At 31.5% G+C, this 15384-nt stretch carries 17 protein-coding genes; 6 read left to right on the forward strand and 11 right to left on the reverse strand.

The features are described 5' to 3' along the window. The 3 genes from EU98_RS0108640 to EU98_RS08630 all read right to left on the reverse strand — a co-directional run. A partial coding sequence (locus EU98_RS0108640; protein ID WP_032514863.1) for a CobW family GTP-binding protein occupies positions 1–745 on the reverse strand: 745 nt, incomplete at its 3' end. Positions 746–786: 41 nt separating this feature from the next. Beyond that, positions 787–1077, reverse strand: a complete 291-nt coding sequence (locus tag EU98_RS08635) for a 4a-hydroxytetrahydrobiopterin dehydratase (RefSeq protein ID WP_032514865.1) — start codon at positions 1075–1077, stop codon at positions 787–789. Between the two features lie 13 nt (positions 1078–1090). Then, entirely contained in the window at positions 1091–1576 is a 486-nt protein-coding gene (locus EU98_RS08630; protein ID WP_032514866.1) for a secondary thiamine-phosphate synthase enzyme YjbQ, read from the reverse strand. Positions 1577–1688: 112 nt separating this feature from the next. On the opposite strand from EU98_RS08630, the gene EU98_RS08625 reads away from it, so the two are divergent. Continuing rightward, positions 1689–3194: a carboxypeptidase M32 gene (locus EU98_RS08625; RefSeq protein ID WP_032514867.1), complete on the forward strand. Its 1506-nt coding sequence runs from the start codon at positions 1689–1691 to the stop codon at positions 3192–3194. A gap of 64 nt (positions 3195–3258) precedes the next feature. Further along, positions 3259–3846 carry an inorganic diphosphatase gene (locus EU98_RS08620; protein ID WP_032514868.1) on the forward strand — a complete coding sequence of 196 codons (588 nt, stop codon included), beginning with the start codon at positions 3259–3261 and terminating at the stop codon, positions 3844–3846. On the opposite strand, the gene hemC is transcribed toward EU98_RS08620, so the two are convergent. Then, positions 3847–4803, reverse strand: a complete 957-nt coding sequence (gene hemC, locus EU98_RS08615) for a hydroxymethylbilane synthase (protein ID WP_032514869.1) — start codon at positions 4801–4803, stop codon at positions 3847–3849. A gap of 97 nt (positions 4804–4900) precedes the next feature. Continuing rightward, on the reverse strand, positions 4901–6082 hold the full coding sequence (rpoD, locus tag EU98_RS08610) for an RNA polymerase sigma factor RpoD (RefSeq protein WP_032514870.1): 1182 nt from the start codon (positions 6080–6082) through the stop codon (positions 4901–4903). 322 nt (positions 6083–6404) lie between these two features. Here rpoD and priA point away from each other — a divergent pair, with 322 nt between their 5' ends. Further along, positions 6405–8681, forward strand: coding sequence for a replication restart helicase PriA (priA, locus tag EU98_RS08605; RefSeq protein ID WP_032514871.1), 2277 nt, complete (start codon positions 6405–6407; stop codon positions 8679–8681). Here the strand turns inward: priA and EU98_RS08600 are convergent, their stop codons facing one another. The 3 genes from EU98_RS08600 to EU98_RS08590 all read right to left on the reverse strand — a co-directional run bounded on the left by EU98_RS08600 (position 8682) and on the right by EU98_RS08590 (position 11241). Beyond that, positions 8682–9791, reverse strand: a complete 1110-nt coding sequence (locus EU98_RS08600; protein WP_032514872.1) for a DUF3153 domain-containing protein — start codon at positions 9789–9791, stop codon at positions 8682–8684. A gap of 3 nt (positions 9792–9794) precedes the next feature. Then, positions 9795–10646 carry an acetylglutamate kinase gene (argB, locus tag EU98_RS08595; RefSeq protein ID WP_032514873.1) on the reverse strand — a complete coding sequence of 284 codons (852 nt, stop codon included), beginning with the start codon at positions 10644–10646 and terminating at the stop codon, positions 9795–9797. A 64-nt stretch (positions 10647–10710) separates the two neighbouring features. Next, positions 10711–11241 carry a DUF2854 domain-containing protein gene (locus tag EU98_RS08590; RefSeq protein ID WP_032514874.1) on the reverse strand — a complete coding sequence of 177 codons (531 nt, stop codon included), beginning with the start codon at positions 11239–11241 and terminating at the stop codon, positions 10711–10713. Positions 11242–11283: 42 nt separating this feature from the next. Here EU98_RS08590 and EU98_RS08585 point away from each other — a divergent pair, with 42 nt between their 5' ends. Further along, entirely contained in the window at positions 11284–11466 is a 183-nt protein-coding gene (locus EU98_RS08585; RefSeq protein ID WP_032514875.1) for a hypothetical protein, read from the forward strand. A gap of 1 nt (position 11467) precedes the next feature. Here EU98_RS08585 and EU98_RS08580 read toward each other — a convergent pair whose 3' ends face one another. After that, positions 11468–11893, reverse strand: coding sequence for a single-stranded DNA-binding protein (locus tag EU98_RS08580; RefSeq protein ID WP_032514876.1), 426 nt, complete (start codon positions 11891–11893; stop codon positions 11468–11470). A 28-nt stretch (positions 11894–11921) separates the two neighbouring features. Here EU98_RS08580 and cobK point away from each other — a divergent pair, with 28 nt between their 5' ends. Together cobK and cutA are read left to right on the forward strand one after the other, a co-directional pair. Next, the gene (gene cobK / locus EU98_RS08575) at positions 11922–12719 is read left to right on the forward strand and encodes a precorrin-6A reductase (protein ID WP_052045495.1); all 798 of its coding nucleotides are present in this window, start codon (positions 11922–11924) and stop codon (positions 12717–12719) included. Between the two features lie 28 nt (positions 12720–12747). Continuing rightward, a complete protein-coding gene (gene cutA / locus EU98_RS08570; RefSeq protein WP_241466368.1) occupies positions 12748–13038 on the forward strand; it encodes a divalent cation tolerance protein CutA in 291 nt (96 codons plus the stop codon). A gap of 6 nt (positions 13039–13044) precedes the next feature. On the opposite strand, the gene EU98_RS08565 is transcribed toward cutA, so the two are convergent. Further along, a complete protein-coding gene (locus tag EU98_RS08565) occupies positions 13045–14046 on the reverse strand; it encodes an adenosine kinase (protein ID WP_032514878.1) in 1002 nt (333 codons plus the stop codon). A gap of 15 nt (positions 14047–14061) precedes the next feature. Then, positions 14062–15372, reverse strand: coding sequence for an adenylosuccinate synthase (locus EU98_RS08560; RefSeq protein ID WP_032514879.1), 1311 nt, complete (start codon positions 15370–15372; stop codon positions 14062–14064). Positions 15373–15384 lie beyond the last annotated feature (12 nt).

Here is a 15384-nt window from a genome sequence, read left to right on the forward strand (position 1 = left end):
AATCGTGTGAATGTGAAGAATGATCGTGTGAATGTGAAGAATGATCGTGTGAATGTGAAGAATGATCGTGTGCATGTGAAGAATGATCGTGTGAATTGTCTTCTACATCTTCTTTATCCTTATCGTATTTAAAAGTATCTGTTTCAAATAGACCTACACTCATTATTGTTTGTAATCCAACTTCACTATTGGTTGATCTCAATATCCTTGGTTCTTTTTTTATTTTATTAATGAATTTTTCGACTTTCTTTAATTGTTCTTCGTTGACTAAATCACATTTGTTTAGTAAAAGGATATCACCGTATAAAATCTGAGCATAGGCGACACTTTTATTATTAATTTTAAAATCAAAATTTTCTCCATCAATCACAGTGATGATTGAATCTAATCTTACTTTTTCTCGAAGATCTCCAGCTGCAAAAGTCATCGCTACTGGTAATGGATCTGCTAGCCCGGTAGTCTCGACAATTAAATAGTCTATTTTTTCAGATCTTTCTAAAACTTTGGATACTGTATTTAATAATTCACCATTAATAGTGCAACATATACATCCATTATTTAATTCGATCATATCTTCTGAGCCTTCTATTATTAAGTCATTATCAATTCCTATCTCTCCAAATTCATTAACCAAAACAGCTGTTTTAAGACCAATTTGATTTTTTAGAATATAATTTAAAAGTGTAGTTTTGCCAGAACCTAAAAATCCACTAATAATCGTAACAGGTAATAACTTTTTAGACATTTTCACTAATTTTGTAAATGAATTAATTTAAATTTTTAATTTTATTGATAGAAAACTTTATTTATTTCTAAAGCTATTGTTTGATCCAGATTTGTTATGCCCCCCAAATCATGTGTACTTAACCTAATTGTTACTTTTGAATAAACGTTTTCCCAGTTAGGATGATGGTTATATTTTTCGCAGATTAAAGCAATTTTGGTCATAAATGAGAAGGCTTCAATAAAATTATTAAATTTAAAATCTTTCTGGATTTGTGCATTGTTAATTTCCCAGCCCGGTATTTTGACAATTAATTCCCGCAATTCTTCATCTTGCAAAAGGTAAGGTTCCATTAAATGATTAATATTAGTTTTTATTAATTACATTATAAATATTTTGCCTTTTCTCACCAATTATATGTACATTTAAAATTCTCTTTCTTTGATCAAATCTATGTTCCCATAAATAAACTGCTTGCCATGTTCCAAGTATAATATTCCTATCCTGAAAACTCAAAGATAAACAGGTGTTAGTTAAAGATGTTTTAATATGTGCTGGCATATCGTCAGCTCCTTCTTGATAATGTTTATAAGAAATTTCTTCTCTGTTTTTTGATAAAGTCAAGTAGGAATTATATGGGACTATAGATTGGATATATTTTTTCAAGTCTCTTAGCACGTTTGGATCAGCATTTTCGTTAATTGTTAAGCTGCAACTGGTATGAAGTGAAGTTAAATTTAAAATTCCCGAATCAAAATTGTTTTTTTCAATAAATAAATTCAAATCATTTGTTATGTCAATAAAACCCTCACCATTAGTTGTAAATTCTAATTTTGAGAATATTTGTTCCATTTATGTAATCTAAAAACTTAATTAATTAATATTCTATTATGGATAAACAATGTATGTTAAATGCAAACATCAAAAATTTTATCTTAGAATAAATTAAATTTATCTCTAAATTTTGGCCGAAATTCAATGGAATAAGCTGGGGGCTTATCTTAAAGAAACTCAAATATTAGGTTCAATTCAAAATACACTTTATTGGGATCAGAATACAGGGATGCCCAAGAAGGGAGCTTCTTGGAGATCTGAACAACTTACCTATATTGCAAAAACCTTGCATAGAAGAAATTCTTCTGAAGAATTTTCTGATTTAATACAATCCGCTAAGAATGAATTATTAAATACTGAACAAAACTCCAATAATCAACTTTTTATTCAAGGTAAAGAAAAAAACATTAATCTTTTAATCAAGGAATTTAATCGAGCGAAAAATTTAGATCCTAAATTAGTTGCGTCTTTAGCAAAGGCAAAATCTAAAGGATATGAAAGTTGGCAAGAAGCTAAGAAAAAATCAGATTTTAAAGTTTTCCTTCCATTCTTCAAAGAACTAGTTAAATTACGGATTGAAGAGGCAAAACAAATATCAGATCAATATTCACCTTGGGAGACTTTAGCCCAGCCTTTTGAACCGGAATTAACTTTAAAGTGGTTGAATAAAATGTTTCAGCCTTTGAAAGACGCTCTACCAGAGTTGATTAGAGGAATTAACAAGTCTAAGAAATATCACTGGGATTTAAGTCCAGAATCTCAACAGAATTTATGTTCTAAATTACTTGATGAGTTTGGTAGAGATAAAGGTCTAGTTGTTGTCGGTAAATCCCCTCATCCTTTTTCGATTACATTAGGGCCTAATGATTATAGGATTACGACAAGAATCGTTGAAGGTGAACCATTATCAAGTTTTTTAGCAACTGCACATGAGTGGGGACATTCAATTTATGAGCAAGGTCTGCCATCACAAAGTCATCAGTGGTTTGCTTGGCCTTTAGGTCAAGCAACTTCCATGGGGATACATGAAAGTCAATCATTATTTTGGGAAAATAGAGTAGTTAAATCAAAATCTTTTTCGAAAAGATTTTTTAAAAAATTTGTTTCAGCTGGATGTACATTAAATAATTACTTTGAACTATGGAAATCTATAAATCATTTAGAAGCAGGATTAAATAGGGTTGAGGCAGATGAATTGACTTATGGGTTACACATTCTGGTTAGAACTGAACTTGAAATAGATTTAATTGAGGGAGGGTTACCTGCTGAAGATATTCCAGAGGAATGGAATAAAAGGTATAGTGAACTTCTAGGAATAAGACCTTCTAATGATTCTGAAGGTTGTCTTCAAGATGTTCATTGGAGCGAAGGGGCATTTGGATATTTCCCTTCATATTTGTTAGGTCATCTTATAAGTGCGCAAATATCTTCTCAAATGGAAAGAGAGATTGGTTTGATAGATGATTTAATCCAAAATGGTGAATATCAAAAAATCATACTTTGGTTAAGAAAAAATGTTCATAAATTTGGTAGATCAGTTAATTCTATGGAATTGATAAGAAAAGTCACTAACGAAGAACTATCGCCAAACTATTTTATTAATCATTTAAAGTCTAAAATAAATGATTTTTGCTGAAACATTACTTTTAAAGAATTTGGTTGAGTGTGAGGATGTAAGATAAATAAAAAAATATTTCTTGATGGCAAACCTTAATCAACCCCCAAGCAGGGTTACACCAAATTTATTGCATATACTAAATGCTTTCACTGATAGCTCAAATACAATCATAAACACTATTGTTGAATTGAACTCTAATACAATAAATAAATATGAATTAATTACAGAAACGGGCCACCTTAAACTTGATAGGGTAGGTTATTCTTCACTTGCTTATCCTTTTGCTTATGGATGTATACCAAGGACATGGGATGAAGATGGAGATCCACTTGATGTCGAAATTGTAAGTGTTACTGAGCCATTGATACCGGGTTCTATTGTGGAGGCAAGGATAATTGGTGTCATGAAATTTGATGATGGTGGCGAGGTCGATGATAAGGTAATAGCGGTTCTCGCAGATGATAAAAGAATGGATCATATCTCAAGTTATGAAGATCTTGGAGAGCATTGGTTAAAAGAAACAAAGTATTATTGGGAGCACTATAAAGATCTAAAAAAACCTGGAACATGTACTGTAAATGGTTTTTTTGGAATAGAAGAAGCCGTTAAAGTGATTAAAGATTGTGAAGAAAGATACAAAAAAGAAATTGATCCTAAATTAGTAAATTAACTAATTTTTGTTTTCTCTAAATTCTTCAAATATTTCGCTGAGAATTTTGTCTGCACCTTTGAGCTTTAGTCTCTTTGCTAGTTCTATACCTAGCAGTTCAGGGTCATTAATATTTCCAATAACTTGATCTTTTATAAGCCTTTCTCCATCAAGAGAGGCTACCATACCAGTAAGGCAAAGTTGTCCGTTATCAATACTACTATTAACACCTATTGGGACTTGGCATCCACCTTCAAGTTCTCTTAAAAAAGCCCTTTCCGCCAGACATCTTTGACTAGTTGGTTTATCTTCTAAGACATTTATAATTTCTAAAACTTTTTTATCATCAGATTTACATTCAATGCCCAGAGCCCCTTGGCCAACAGCATGAAGGGAAATTTCACTTGGTATAAGCTGGTGAATTCTTGATTCAAAGCCTAATCTCTTTAAACCAGCGGCCGCAAGAATTATACAATCAAATTCTCCGCTATCTAATTTTTCAATTCTTGTTATGACATTTCCCCTGATATCTTTGAAAACAAGATGTGGGTACTTATTTCTTAATTGTGCAAGTCTTCTTAGAGAGCTTGTTCCAACAATCGAACCTTCAGGTAAGGTTTCTAATTTATAACAGTCATTTTTTTTGCTTACTACTAAAGCATCTGCAGGATCTTCCCTTTTTGTAATGCATCCTAATTTAAGGCCACTAGGTAAATTGGTTGGTAAATCTTTCAGAGAATGTACTGCTATATCTGCATGGCCAACGAGCATTTGTGCTTCAAGTTCTTTTGTAAATAAGCCTTTGTCACCTATTTTTGCTAAGGCCACATCTAGGATTTTGTCACCTTGAGTTGCCATAGCTTCTATAGATACCTCTAAATTGGGAATATTCCTTTCTAGTTGATCTTTAACCCATAAAGTTTGAACCATTGCTAGTTTACTTCTTCTACTAGCTATTTTCAGCTTAAAATTAGTCATTAAATATTATTTTGAGTTTAAATTAAATATAGAGTCGAATCTATCTTAAGCTATTCTTTTGCAAGTTTTTAAAGCTGAAAATTTTACTTAACTTTTTTTATTTTATATATTCTTTTAAAACACCATTTCGATTTGGATGTCTAAGTTTTCTTAGGGCTTTTGCTTCTATTTGCCTAATTCTTTCTCTCGTAACATCAAAAATTTGACCAATTTCTTCAAGAGTTTTCATTCTTCCATCATCAATTCCGTATCTTAATCTGAGAACATCTCTTTCCCTCGGACTTAGAGTGGCTAAAACTCCTTCCAAATCTTCTCTTAATAGAGTTTTAGAAACATCTTGCTCTGGATTTTCTATATCAGCTTCTATAAAATCTCCGAGTCTAGAGTCTTCTTCTTTACCTATTGGAGTTTCTAAAGAAATAGGAAGCTGGGCACTTTTAGCTATAAACCTTAATTTTTCAATTGTCATTTCCATACTCTCAGCGATTTCTTCTTCACTAGGTTTCCTACCAAATTCTTGGCTAAGCACTTTTGTAGTTTTTTTAATTCTGGATATTGTCTCGTATAAGTGAACAGGCAATCTAATGGTTCTACTTTGATCCGCAATTGCCCTTGTAATAGCTTGGCGAATCCACCAAGTTGCGTATGTTGAGAACTTGTAACCTTTTTCATGGTCAAATTTTTCCGCTGCTCTAATTAGACCCAAACTTCCTTCTTGGATTAAGTCTTGGAATGATAAACCTCTATTCATATATTTTTTTGCAATGGAAACAACTAATCTTAAATTTGATTGAACCATTTTTTCTTTAGCTCTCCTACCTAAGAGAAGTCTTCTTCTAAATTTGGGAAGAGGCATATCTATTAACTCTGCCCATTCTCTAACAGATGGGAAATGTCCTTTTTCTGACTCATATTGAGTTGCCAGCTCTTCTAATTGGAGTAAGTCAGCAATTTTTCTTGCAAGCTCAATTTCTTCATCTGGTCTTAAAAGTCTAATTCTTCCAATTTCCTGAAGATACACTCTTATTGAATCTTCAGTGTAGATACCTTTTGGCCCAAGCTTTACATTTCCGAGCCCTTTATCTTCTTCTTCAGAATCACTAAACTCATTATTATTTTCAATACTGCTTTTGTTTAACTCTGAAGATGTCTGTAAATTTTGAATACTTTTATTACTATCTTCTTCAACTACTGTTTCTAAATCTGTATTAATTTTTTTATTGATCTTTTTTTTTGAACTAGGCTTGAAATTCTTTGATTCTGCTGCTACTGGACACATAATTGACTCCTTTCTACGGTGAATTTAACTAGATAAAATTTTATTTAGGGCTAATTTGAACATTTAGTAGTAAAGTTCCCCTTATTGTTTAAAAAACTTTTTCACAAAATGAGAATAATAAAAGTTTTCTAAATTGTTGAAAAATTTAAATAGTGCTATAGATTACCTAAGTAAAAAGTCTTGGGATTTCTCAGACAGGCAGATCATTTTTTGAATTTTCAGTCAATGATCAAAGCTTCATGTCTCCCTTAAGAGCAGGATACTTACAATGTGCAAAAAACACTTTGTGGAATGTTCAACAATCCAATACTAAGAAAAAGTTTTGAAGCCGGCAAGTAATCAGTTATTAAATATCTCCTACAAATTGGAAATTTTGCTTGATATAGGTAGTAGTAATGAAAGCTTTTACTATTTAGATGGAAATAATCTTGGGGTAGAAGTTGGAGATATTGTAAGTGCGAGATTAAGAGGAAGATTATTGAATGGATTGGTGATCTCAAAAAAAAATTTTTCGACAATCAATAATGATGAAGCAAATATTACTGGAGGAAAAAGCATAAGATATTTGTTTATTGAAAGTATTTTGCAGAAAAAAATAATTGATGACTCTTGGAGAGAATGGATAGAGTCCCTAGCCTCTTTTTATATGGTTAGTAATTTAAAAATGTTTAAAACTGCATTTCCCCCTGGCTGGATTGGTAAATATAAGAATTTTTCTAAAGGTTTAAAAGATCAAACATGGATTGAAACTAAAAAAGAATTTGATATTAAGAAAAATGGATTAACTAAAAAAGAATTTTTTTTAATGAATACTTTGCCTGTAAAAGGTAATTGGCAAAGTGAATTAATAAAGTCTGGTTTTAATTACACTCTAATTAATTCAATGGTTAGTAAAAATTACCTTGTTAAATCTAAAAGAAAAAAAAATATAAATACTAAATTAAATTCCTTTTTAAATGATCATATTGCAACGAAAAGACCAAATCTTACAAATGAGCAAAAAATTGCATTTCAAGAATTTCAAACAATGAAACCAGGAGATGTTTTACTTCTTTGGGGCGAAACAGGTTCAGGTAAAACAGAAGTTTATATGAGAATTGCTGAAGATCAATTACATAAGAAAAAAAGTTGTTTGATACTTGCCCCAGAAATCGGACTAATTCCTCAACTTATTGATAGGTTTAGTCGGCGATTTAATAATGGGATTTATGAATATCATAGTAACTGTTCTCCCAATCATAGAACTATGGTTTGGAAGAAAATTAATAATGCTAATGAACCTCTAATAGTGATAGGAACAAGGTCCGCAGTTTTTCTTCCAATGAAAAATCTAGGATTAATAATCATGGATGAAGAGCATGATGTTTCTTATAAACAAGACAGTCCTATGCCTTGTTATGACGCAAGAGAGATTGCTATTGAAATTGTAAAAAGGAATTCTGCAAAGTTAATTTTTGGGAGTGCAACCCCATCAATGAAGACTTGGAAAAAGTGTATTTTTGAAAAGAATTTTAAATTGGTAAGAATGATTCAAAGGATATCTAGTAATGAGATTCCTGAAATAAAAATTGTTGATATGCGTGATGAGTTCAAGAAAGGAAATATGAAAATTTTTTCAAATGAATTATTACAATTGCTTCCTCAACTACGCTTAAAGAAAGAGCAGGCAATAATTTTGATCCCTAGGAGGGGGCACAGTGGGTTTTTAAGTTGTAGAAATTGCGGATATTTAATAAATTGCCCTAACTGTGACGTTCCTTTATCAGTGCATCTCGGTTCACAAGGAAAAAAATGGTTAAGCTGTCATTGGTGTGATCATAAATCGAGATTGATCAATAGTTGTCCTGATTGTCATTCAACTGCCTTTAAACCTTTTGGAATAGGTACACAGAGGGTAATAGAGTTTTTAAATGAAGAATTTCCTGACTTAAGAGTACTTCGCTTTGATAGAGATACAACCTCAGGGAAAGATGGTCATAGAGATATTCTTTCAAAGTTCTCCAAAGGCGATGCTGATATACTTGTGGGAACTCAAATGTTGGCCAAAGGGATTGATATCCCCAATATTACTCTTTCAGTAGTTATTGCAGCAGATGGGTTGCTTCATCGCCCAGATATTTCAGCAGAAGAAAAATCATTACAATTGTTTTTGCAATTAGCTGGCAGGGCAGGCAGGGCTCAAAAAAAAGGAAAAGTAATATTTCAAACATATAAACCTAACCACCCGGTTATTTCGTATCTTCAGAAAAGAGATTATGAAAGATTCTTAAGTGAAAACTCGAAATTGAGAAAAGAGGCTAATTTATTTCCATTTTGCAGGATTTGCCTTCTTAAATTATCAGGCGAGAATTATGAATTAACTGAGTCAATTGCATTAAAATTAGCAAAATATCTTCTTAATTTTTGTGAGAAAAAGAACTGGAAATTAATTGGTCCTGCTCCTAGTTTAATTGCTAAAGTCGGTAAAAAATTTAGATGGCAGATATTAATACATGGCCCTGAAGGAACAAAGATACCTCTACCTGATAGATCAATATTATGGGAACTTATTCCAAAAAATGTTTTTTTAACAATAGATGTTAATCCAGCAGAGTTGTAATTACTTTGATGGAAGTTGAGGTAAATCTGAACCTAATTTAAATCTATAGAATCTTAATAAATAAGCCAATATTATAATTATTAAAATAATAGATATGCCAATCAAAAGTTTGTTGAGGCTCCAGAAAGAAAATTCAAGACTATTTATCTGTCCTTGATTTAAATTCCAAATTATTAGATTTTTTGCGATTTCTAAATTTGAATTATTTTTATCAGTAAGGATAGCTTTATTAGGATGAATAATTTTGAAAATGAGTTCTAAATTATCAATACCTTGAATAGAATTTATATCCATATTTAACCTGTAAAAGTATTTTTTAAAAAAAATGAAGTTTTTTTGAGTAGTATTAATTTCTATATTTGTTGATCCTCCCGCTAATTCTCCAGCGATATTTTGGGTAATTTTAAGAACTTGTTTTGTATCTTCTAAATTGAGATTTTTATGTTTTAAAGAAAAGGTTGATTCGTCTTGTTCAATTTCTGCGTCAGGAAAAATATCTTTCATATTCTCTTCGAATTTTAATTGCCAAGGAAATTTCTTTATGTATTTACTTTCTATCACTAAATTATTGGTTATTGAATCAAGTTCACTAAGGTCAAGAGTATCCTCAATTTTAACGCAGCCACTTAAAAGCGGAATTAATAATAATAGTATTAAAAAAATGATAAGTGAAAAGCCTCTCTGAAAGGTTTTTGTTTCACCAGTTGGTGTTTCAGTTACATTAATAAATTTTTTTTTCTTCAATACTTCTCTTTTTTTGCGCAGTGAGTTAAGAGATTTTTTATTGAGTGACGGGTCGCTTTCAAACTGTACGTTCCAATTTTCTGGCTTCTTAATTTCAGGAGAGTCTATAACTTCCATCAAATATTTTGCATTTTCTCTTGTCTTATTATCGTAAGATTTTAGAAGTTCTCTACAAAAACTTTTAGCTTCCTCCTTTTTATTGATACCACAAAGAGCAGTAATTAAGATTGTTCTTAAATTTACTCCCTCTTTACTTGATAAAGGAAATGATTCGATTATGGGTAAAAGAAATTCAATACAGTAATGATACTCACCTTTAGCTAAAGCAAGTTCTACTTTTTCTAAAACTTGCTCATAAGTTTTCATGGCTTAGGCGACTATCATTGTACCTATTCCAGAATTTGTAAAAATCTCAAGAAGTAATGAATGTTCTATTCTTCCATCAATTATGTGAGCTGCTTTGACTCCTTGTGCTAAAGCTCTTATACAGCATTCTGTCTTTGGAATCATACCTTCAGTCACAATTTTTTTATCAATAAAATCTCTCGCCTCTTTGAGATTAGTTTTTTCAACAAGACTATTTTTGTTATCTTTTTCTTTTAAAATCCCTTGAGTATCAGTAAGAAGAATAAGTTTTTCTGCATTTATTGAAGCAGCAATTTCTCCAGCCACAAAATCTGCATTGATGTTATGGGAAATACCCTCCAAGGTTGATCCAATGCTAGAAATAATTGGTATGTATCCTTTAGAAATAAGAGGATCTAATATTTCAGGATTGATTTTTGTAACCTCTCCCACTAACCCATGGCTCCCATCTCCTAGTTCTCTAGATTGAATTAAGTTGCCATCAAGACCTGATATTCCCACAGCTAAGGATCCTGTTTTATTAATGCCTTTTACAATTTGTTTGTTAACTCTACCCATTAGAACCATCTCAACAATTTCCATTGTTTTTTGATCAGTAATTCTTAATCCATTTTCGAATTTAGGAGATATTTCTAATTTCTTTAACCAATTATTAATCTCGGGTCCGCCTCCATGAATTACTATCGGACAAACCCCAACGGTTGATAAAAGTGCTATGTCTCTAAAAAAAGCATTTTTTAAATTATCATTCTCCATAACAGAACCGCCATACTTGATAACAATTTTTCTACCTGAGAAACTTTGTATATATGGAAGTGCTTCGCTTAATATTGATACTCTTTGAGAATCATTCATTATTAAAATTCATTAAAACTTGATTGAATTGAGAAATTAGGTTTTTACAAATATATCCCTATATTCAATAAAAGAGAATAAAATCAAATTCTTTTTTATTATCGTCGATAATAAATTCTGATTCAAGACCTTTGACGAAAAACCTGTTTAACCTTTCTTGTTTTTCAATCCATTTTTCTAGAGGGACAGCGTTTAATTCGAAACGCATTCTGAGACCATTTTTTTCTTCTTTTGCAATTTCCTCTATTTCTTTTAATTGAGGGGGATTATCTTCGTCCCATAAATTTAAAGATTCTAATGATGATTCAAGATGAGCTTTTATCCCATACCTCCATCTTGTAACATCTTTAACTAGTGCTGTTAATTCTTTTGGTCTATTAAATTTATTTGTCGCAAAATCTTTCTTGTTAAACAACTCTACAGGAGGTATTTCGGAAGTCTTTAAACCTAATCCAATTAAAAAAATAGGTACTCCATAAAAAAAAGTAGGTACACTTAAATTTACTGAGTCTGTAAAATAAGCAGTCATTCCAACAAAAGCTAATATACCCCCAGCGGTTACTATTAAGTTTCCAGGGGATAGGTATTTCTTCATTTTGATTTAGTAGAATGAGTATAAAATGGTCTAACAAGTATTATGCAAGATACTAATACTGCAAATCAAGGAGATTTAATTTTTAAACTTGATCAAGATAGATCATGGCTATTAGAAAATCTTGATAAGGGTAAATGGCCAGAAATTAGAGGGGAACTTGCCGCACTTGAAAGAAAAATAAGCAAATTTATTATAAGTGTTCAAGAAAATAATGTTGATATTTGATTTAAAAAGGTATTTCGTCAACTTCAGGTACTAATGGTGAACTATCCCAACTAGAGTTTTTGTTGCTCTCTTTTTTTTCAAATGACTCATTATTCTCTTTTTGATCAGACTTAATAACTTCAACTGGCGATATTTGATGAATCTTTGAAGCTGTTAGTTCCGGTTGCTTTTCTTTAGTTCCGTCTTTTCTGGTGACAGAATTCATCTTTAAACGTCCCTCAATTACAATATTTTGCCCCTCCTTTAGTTCATCTACCATTTCTTGGGCAATATTTCCCCATCCTATGATCTTGAGATCTCTGGTTGGATCTTCAGTACGTAATCCTTTAAAATTAACAATCATTTCTGCAATTGGAGTTTGGTTCTCTTTGGTATACCTCATTTGGGGAGCGCTATTAATGACCGCCTGAATTAAACAATGATTCATTACTTACTATTTAATTAAAGATATACTGATGCAGAATCAAGGAAATTGCTATAAAAATGTTTGGATCCTATCAGGAACTTCGGATGGACCTGTAATAGCTAATAGGCTTCTAGAACTTAATTACTCAGTCTTTGCAAGTGTTTTAACTTATAAAGCAGGGCAAGCTTATATTGAAAATCCAAAGTTACATATCATTACGGGGAAATTAAATAATAAAGATCAAATAATTAATTTCATAAATAAAAATAAAATCACATGCGTTGTCGATGCTACTCATCCGTTTGCCGTAATAATTTCTAAAAATCTTAATAATGCATGTAAAGAGATTAATACACCTCTTTTACTATTTGAGAGGAAATCTCTAATAAATAACACAAATAATTTTTTTTATATTGATGATTTAAAGGATATAAATAACGTTGATATTGAGAATAAAAATATTCTTCTAGCAATAGGCTCAAGATTCCTTAACGATACAGCTAGTTATTATATGAATTGTAAAGCAAATGTATTCGCAAGGGTACTTCCAACTTATGAGAGTATAACTAAAGCTTTTGGATCATGTATTAAAAATACAAATATAGCGATACTTTCACCGAGTAAAAATAATAAAAGCATTTTAGAAAAAAAACTTTGTGATTTTTGGGAGATAGATTATGTTTTATGCAGAGAATCTGGAAGTTATTCCCAGAAAAACTGGGAGAGTATAGTTTCTGGAAGTAAAATGAAGTTATTTTTGGTTAAAAGGCCGAAAGTTAAAAATGAATATTCTTACTCTTTTGATCAATATCACAATTTGATAAATCAAATAATTAAAAAATATTGATGTTTAATTCATTATGGAAGTATTAGTCATGATCACAACTGAATCTAATAACGCAAATGCTTTGCGAATGGCTAAATTACTAATACAAAATAAACTTGCAGCTTGTGTTTCTATAAAGCAAATTTTTTCAATTTATAAGTGGAATGATGATATTGAAGAAACTAAAGAGTTTGAAATTACAATAAAAAGTAAACTAGAATTTAAAGATTGTTTAATTGATTTCGTAAATAAAAATTCCACATATGATGTCCCTCAAATTATTTACAAAAAATACCATGCCGAGATGAAATATTATGGTTGGTTGAATAAGACTATTTGATTAAATCTATTTTATTAACTCTTTAAGATCAATATCTGATCTGGATCCTAATTGCGTAATTATTTGACCAGCACAAATTGAAGCTATCTCTCCACATTTTTTGAGAGAACAATTGTTTATTAATCCATGGATGAATCCTCCCGCATAGATATCTCCCGCTCCTGTAGTATCAATAATCTTCCCTTTCGTTATTGACTCAATTATTTCAACATTATTTTTGTTAACTATGAGAGAACCATTGCTTCCGAGAGTTACTATGACTAATTCACATAAGGAAGATAGGTCTTCTTGACAGCTTGCTAATTTATCATTTTTTAATAGACTTAACGCCTCGGATTCATTACAAAAAACAATATCTATATATTCATAAATTAATTCCAAGAAACTCTCCCGATGTCTACCTACACAAAATGAATCAGACAAAGAAAGGATTATTTTTGTATTAGATTGTTTTGCAATTTGGGCGGCTTTAATAAAAGCTTTTTTAGCTAATTCGCTGTCCCATAAATATCCTTCTAGATATAAGTATTTACTTTCCTTAATTACATTAAAGTCAATGTCTTTTGGTTCAAACTCTACAGATGCTCCTAGGTAAGTACACATAGTTCTTTGTGCATCAGGTGTAACCAAAATGATTGAATGAGCTGTTGGAGCGCCTTCGATAGTTGGTGGAGTATTAAATATAGTTTTACTTTTTTTTATATCGTCAGAAAAGAAATTCCCAAATCGATCATTTTTCACTCTTCCTATAAACTGCACATGATTGCCTAATTCTGCTAAAGAAACAACGGTATTTGCTGAAGACCCACCTGAAATTTGTTTTATCACTTTGCAATTTTTTAACAATCTTTGAGATTCATCAGAATTAATTAGATTCATTGATCCTTTATCCAGATTATTTATCTCAAGAAACTCATCTTCAATATTTACAATAATATCTACTATTGCGTTGCCCAAACCAATGAGATCAACTTTTTTATGTTCAAAATGTCTAAAGGATTCCTTCATTAATTTGGAACTAAATTACCTTAGCAGTGCTCTTTTAGGACCATGTATTGGGTCTTCAATTACTATAGTTTGATCTCTATTCGCCCCCAACGAGACAATGGCAATTGGAACCTCCATTAATTCAGCTAAAAATCTTAGATAATTCATAGCATTTTCTGGGAGATCAGATAGTTTTCTGCAATCTGCAGTTGAACATTGCCAACCTTTTAATTTTTTGAAAATTGGCTTACATTTTTTTAAGTCATCTGAATTTGTAGGAAAGTAGTCTATTTCCTCTCCATCGAGATCATATGCAATGCAAACTTGAATCTCATCTAATTCATCTAACACATCAAGTTTCGTAACGGCTAAACAATCAAGACCATTTACAGATACAGCATATTTACCAATAACTCCATCAAACCACCCACATCTTCTCCTTCTCCCAGTAGTGGTTCCAAATTCACTGCCTCTATCACAGAGTTGATCATTAATACTTCCTTGTAATTCAGTTGGGAATGGCCCTTCACCTACTCTTGTGGTATAAGCTTTTGCGACACCTATGACTCTATCAATTAAAGTTGGACCCACTCCAGCTCCAATACATGCCCCTCCTGATATAGGGTTTGATGAGGTAACAAAAGGATAAGTCCCATGATCTAAGTCAAGTAAAGTCCCTTGAGCACCTTCGAAAAGAATATTCTTCTTGTTTTTTGAAGCTGCATGAATAGTCCTCGTGCAGTCAACAACATGCTTTGATAATCTTTCCCCATAGTCAAGATATTCTTCAACAATATCTTCTAATTTAAGTGGTTTAATGCCATAGATTTTTTCTAATAGACCGTTTTTTTCTCTTAATGGAATTTCGATCACATCACTTAGCCTTTCCTTATTGAGCAAGTCTCTTATCCTAATGCCATTTCTTTGTGACTTATCCGCATAAGTTGGGCCAATCCCACGACCTGTTGTCCCTATTTTGTTTGAACCTCTATCAGCCTCCATCGCTTCATCTAATATTCGGTGGTAAGGCATTGTTACATGTGATGTTGATGAAATTTGTAATCCTGAGATATCAATTCCATTATCAATTAACATGTCAATTTCTTTGAGCAAGATTTTTGGATCTACTACAGTTCCCGAACCAATTAGACAAGAAGTATTTTTATAAAGTATCCCTGAGGGAATTAAATGTAATTTTAAGACTTTATCATCTACGACTATAGTGTGACCTGCATTTACTCCCCCTTGATAGCGAACAACAACATCTGCCGAACGACTAAGTAAATCCGTAATTTTACCTTTTCCTTCGTCACCCCATTGGGCTCCGATTACAACAACATTGGCCAATTTTAGAAGAGC

Source organism: Prochlorococcus marinus str. MIT 9314 (genome assembly GCF_000760035.1).
GTDB lineage: Bacteria > Cyanobacteriota > Cyanobacteriia > PCC-6307 > Cyanobiaceae > Prochlorococcus_A > Prochlorococcus_A marinus_B.

Excerpts from the sequence above, each read along its gene's own strand:
- EU98_RS08620 (WP_032514868.1), top strand. The coding sequence starts at position 3,259 with ATGGCAAACCTTAATCAACCCCCAAGCAGGGTTACACCAAATTTATTG.
- EU98_RS08600 (WP_032514872.1), bottom strand. The coding sequence starts at position 9,791 with ATGAAAACTTATGAGCAAGTTTTAGAAAAAGTAGAACTTGCTTTAGCT.
- EU98_RS08565 (WP_032514878.1), bottom strand. The coding sequence starts at position 14,046 with ATGAAGGAATCCTTTAGACATTTTGAACATAAAAAAGTTGATCTCATT.
- EU98_RS08635 (WP_032514865.1), bottom strand. The coding sequence starts at position 1,077 with ATGGAACCTTACCTTTTGCAAGATGAAGAATTGCGGGAATTAATTGTC.
- EU98_RS08630 (WP_032514866.1), bottom strand. The coding sequence starts at position 1,576 with ATGGAACAAATATTCTCAAAATTAGAATTTACAACTAATGGTGAGGGT.
- cobK (WP_052045495.1), top strand. The coding sequence starts at position 11,922 with ATGCAGAATCAAGGAAATTGCTATAAAAATGTTTGGATCCTATCAGGA.
- EU98_RS08585 (WP_032514875.1), top strand. The coding sequence starts at position 11,284 with ATGCAAGATACTAATACTGCAAATCAAGGAGATTTAATTTTTAAACTT.
- cutA (WP_241466368.1), top strand. The coding sequence starts at position 12,748 with ATGATCACAACTGAATCTAATAACGCAAATGCTTTGCGAATGGCTAAA.
- EU98_RS08590 (WP_032514874.1), bottom strand. The coding sequence starts at position 11,241 with ATGAAGAAATACCTATCCCCTGGAAACTTAATAGTAACCGCTGGGGGT.
- hemC (WP_032514869.1), bottom strand. The coding sequence starts at position 4,803 with ATGACTAATTTTAAGCTGAAAATAGCTAGTAGAAGAAGTAAACTAGCA.
- argB (WP_032514873.1), bottom strand. The coding sequence starts at position 10,646 with ATGAATGATTCTCAAAGAGTATCAATATTAAGCGAAGCACTTCCATAT.
- rpoD (WP_032514870.1), bottom strand. The coding sequence starts at position 6,082 with ATGTGTCCAGTAGCAGCAGAATCAAAGAATTTCAAGCCTAGTTCAAAA.
- EU98_RS08580 (WP_032514876.1), bottom strand. The coding sequence starts at position 11,893 with ATGAATCATTGTTTAATTCAGGCGGTCATTAATAGCGCTCCCCAAATG.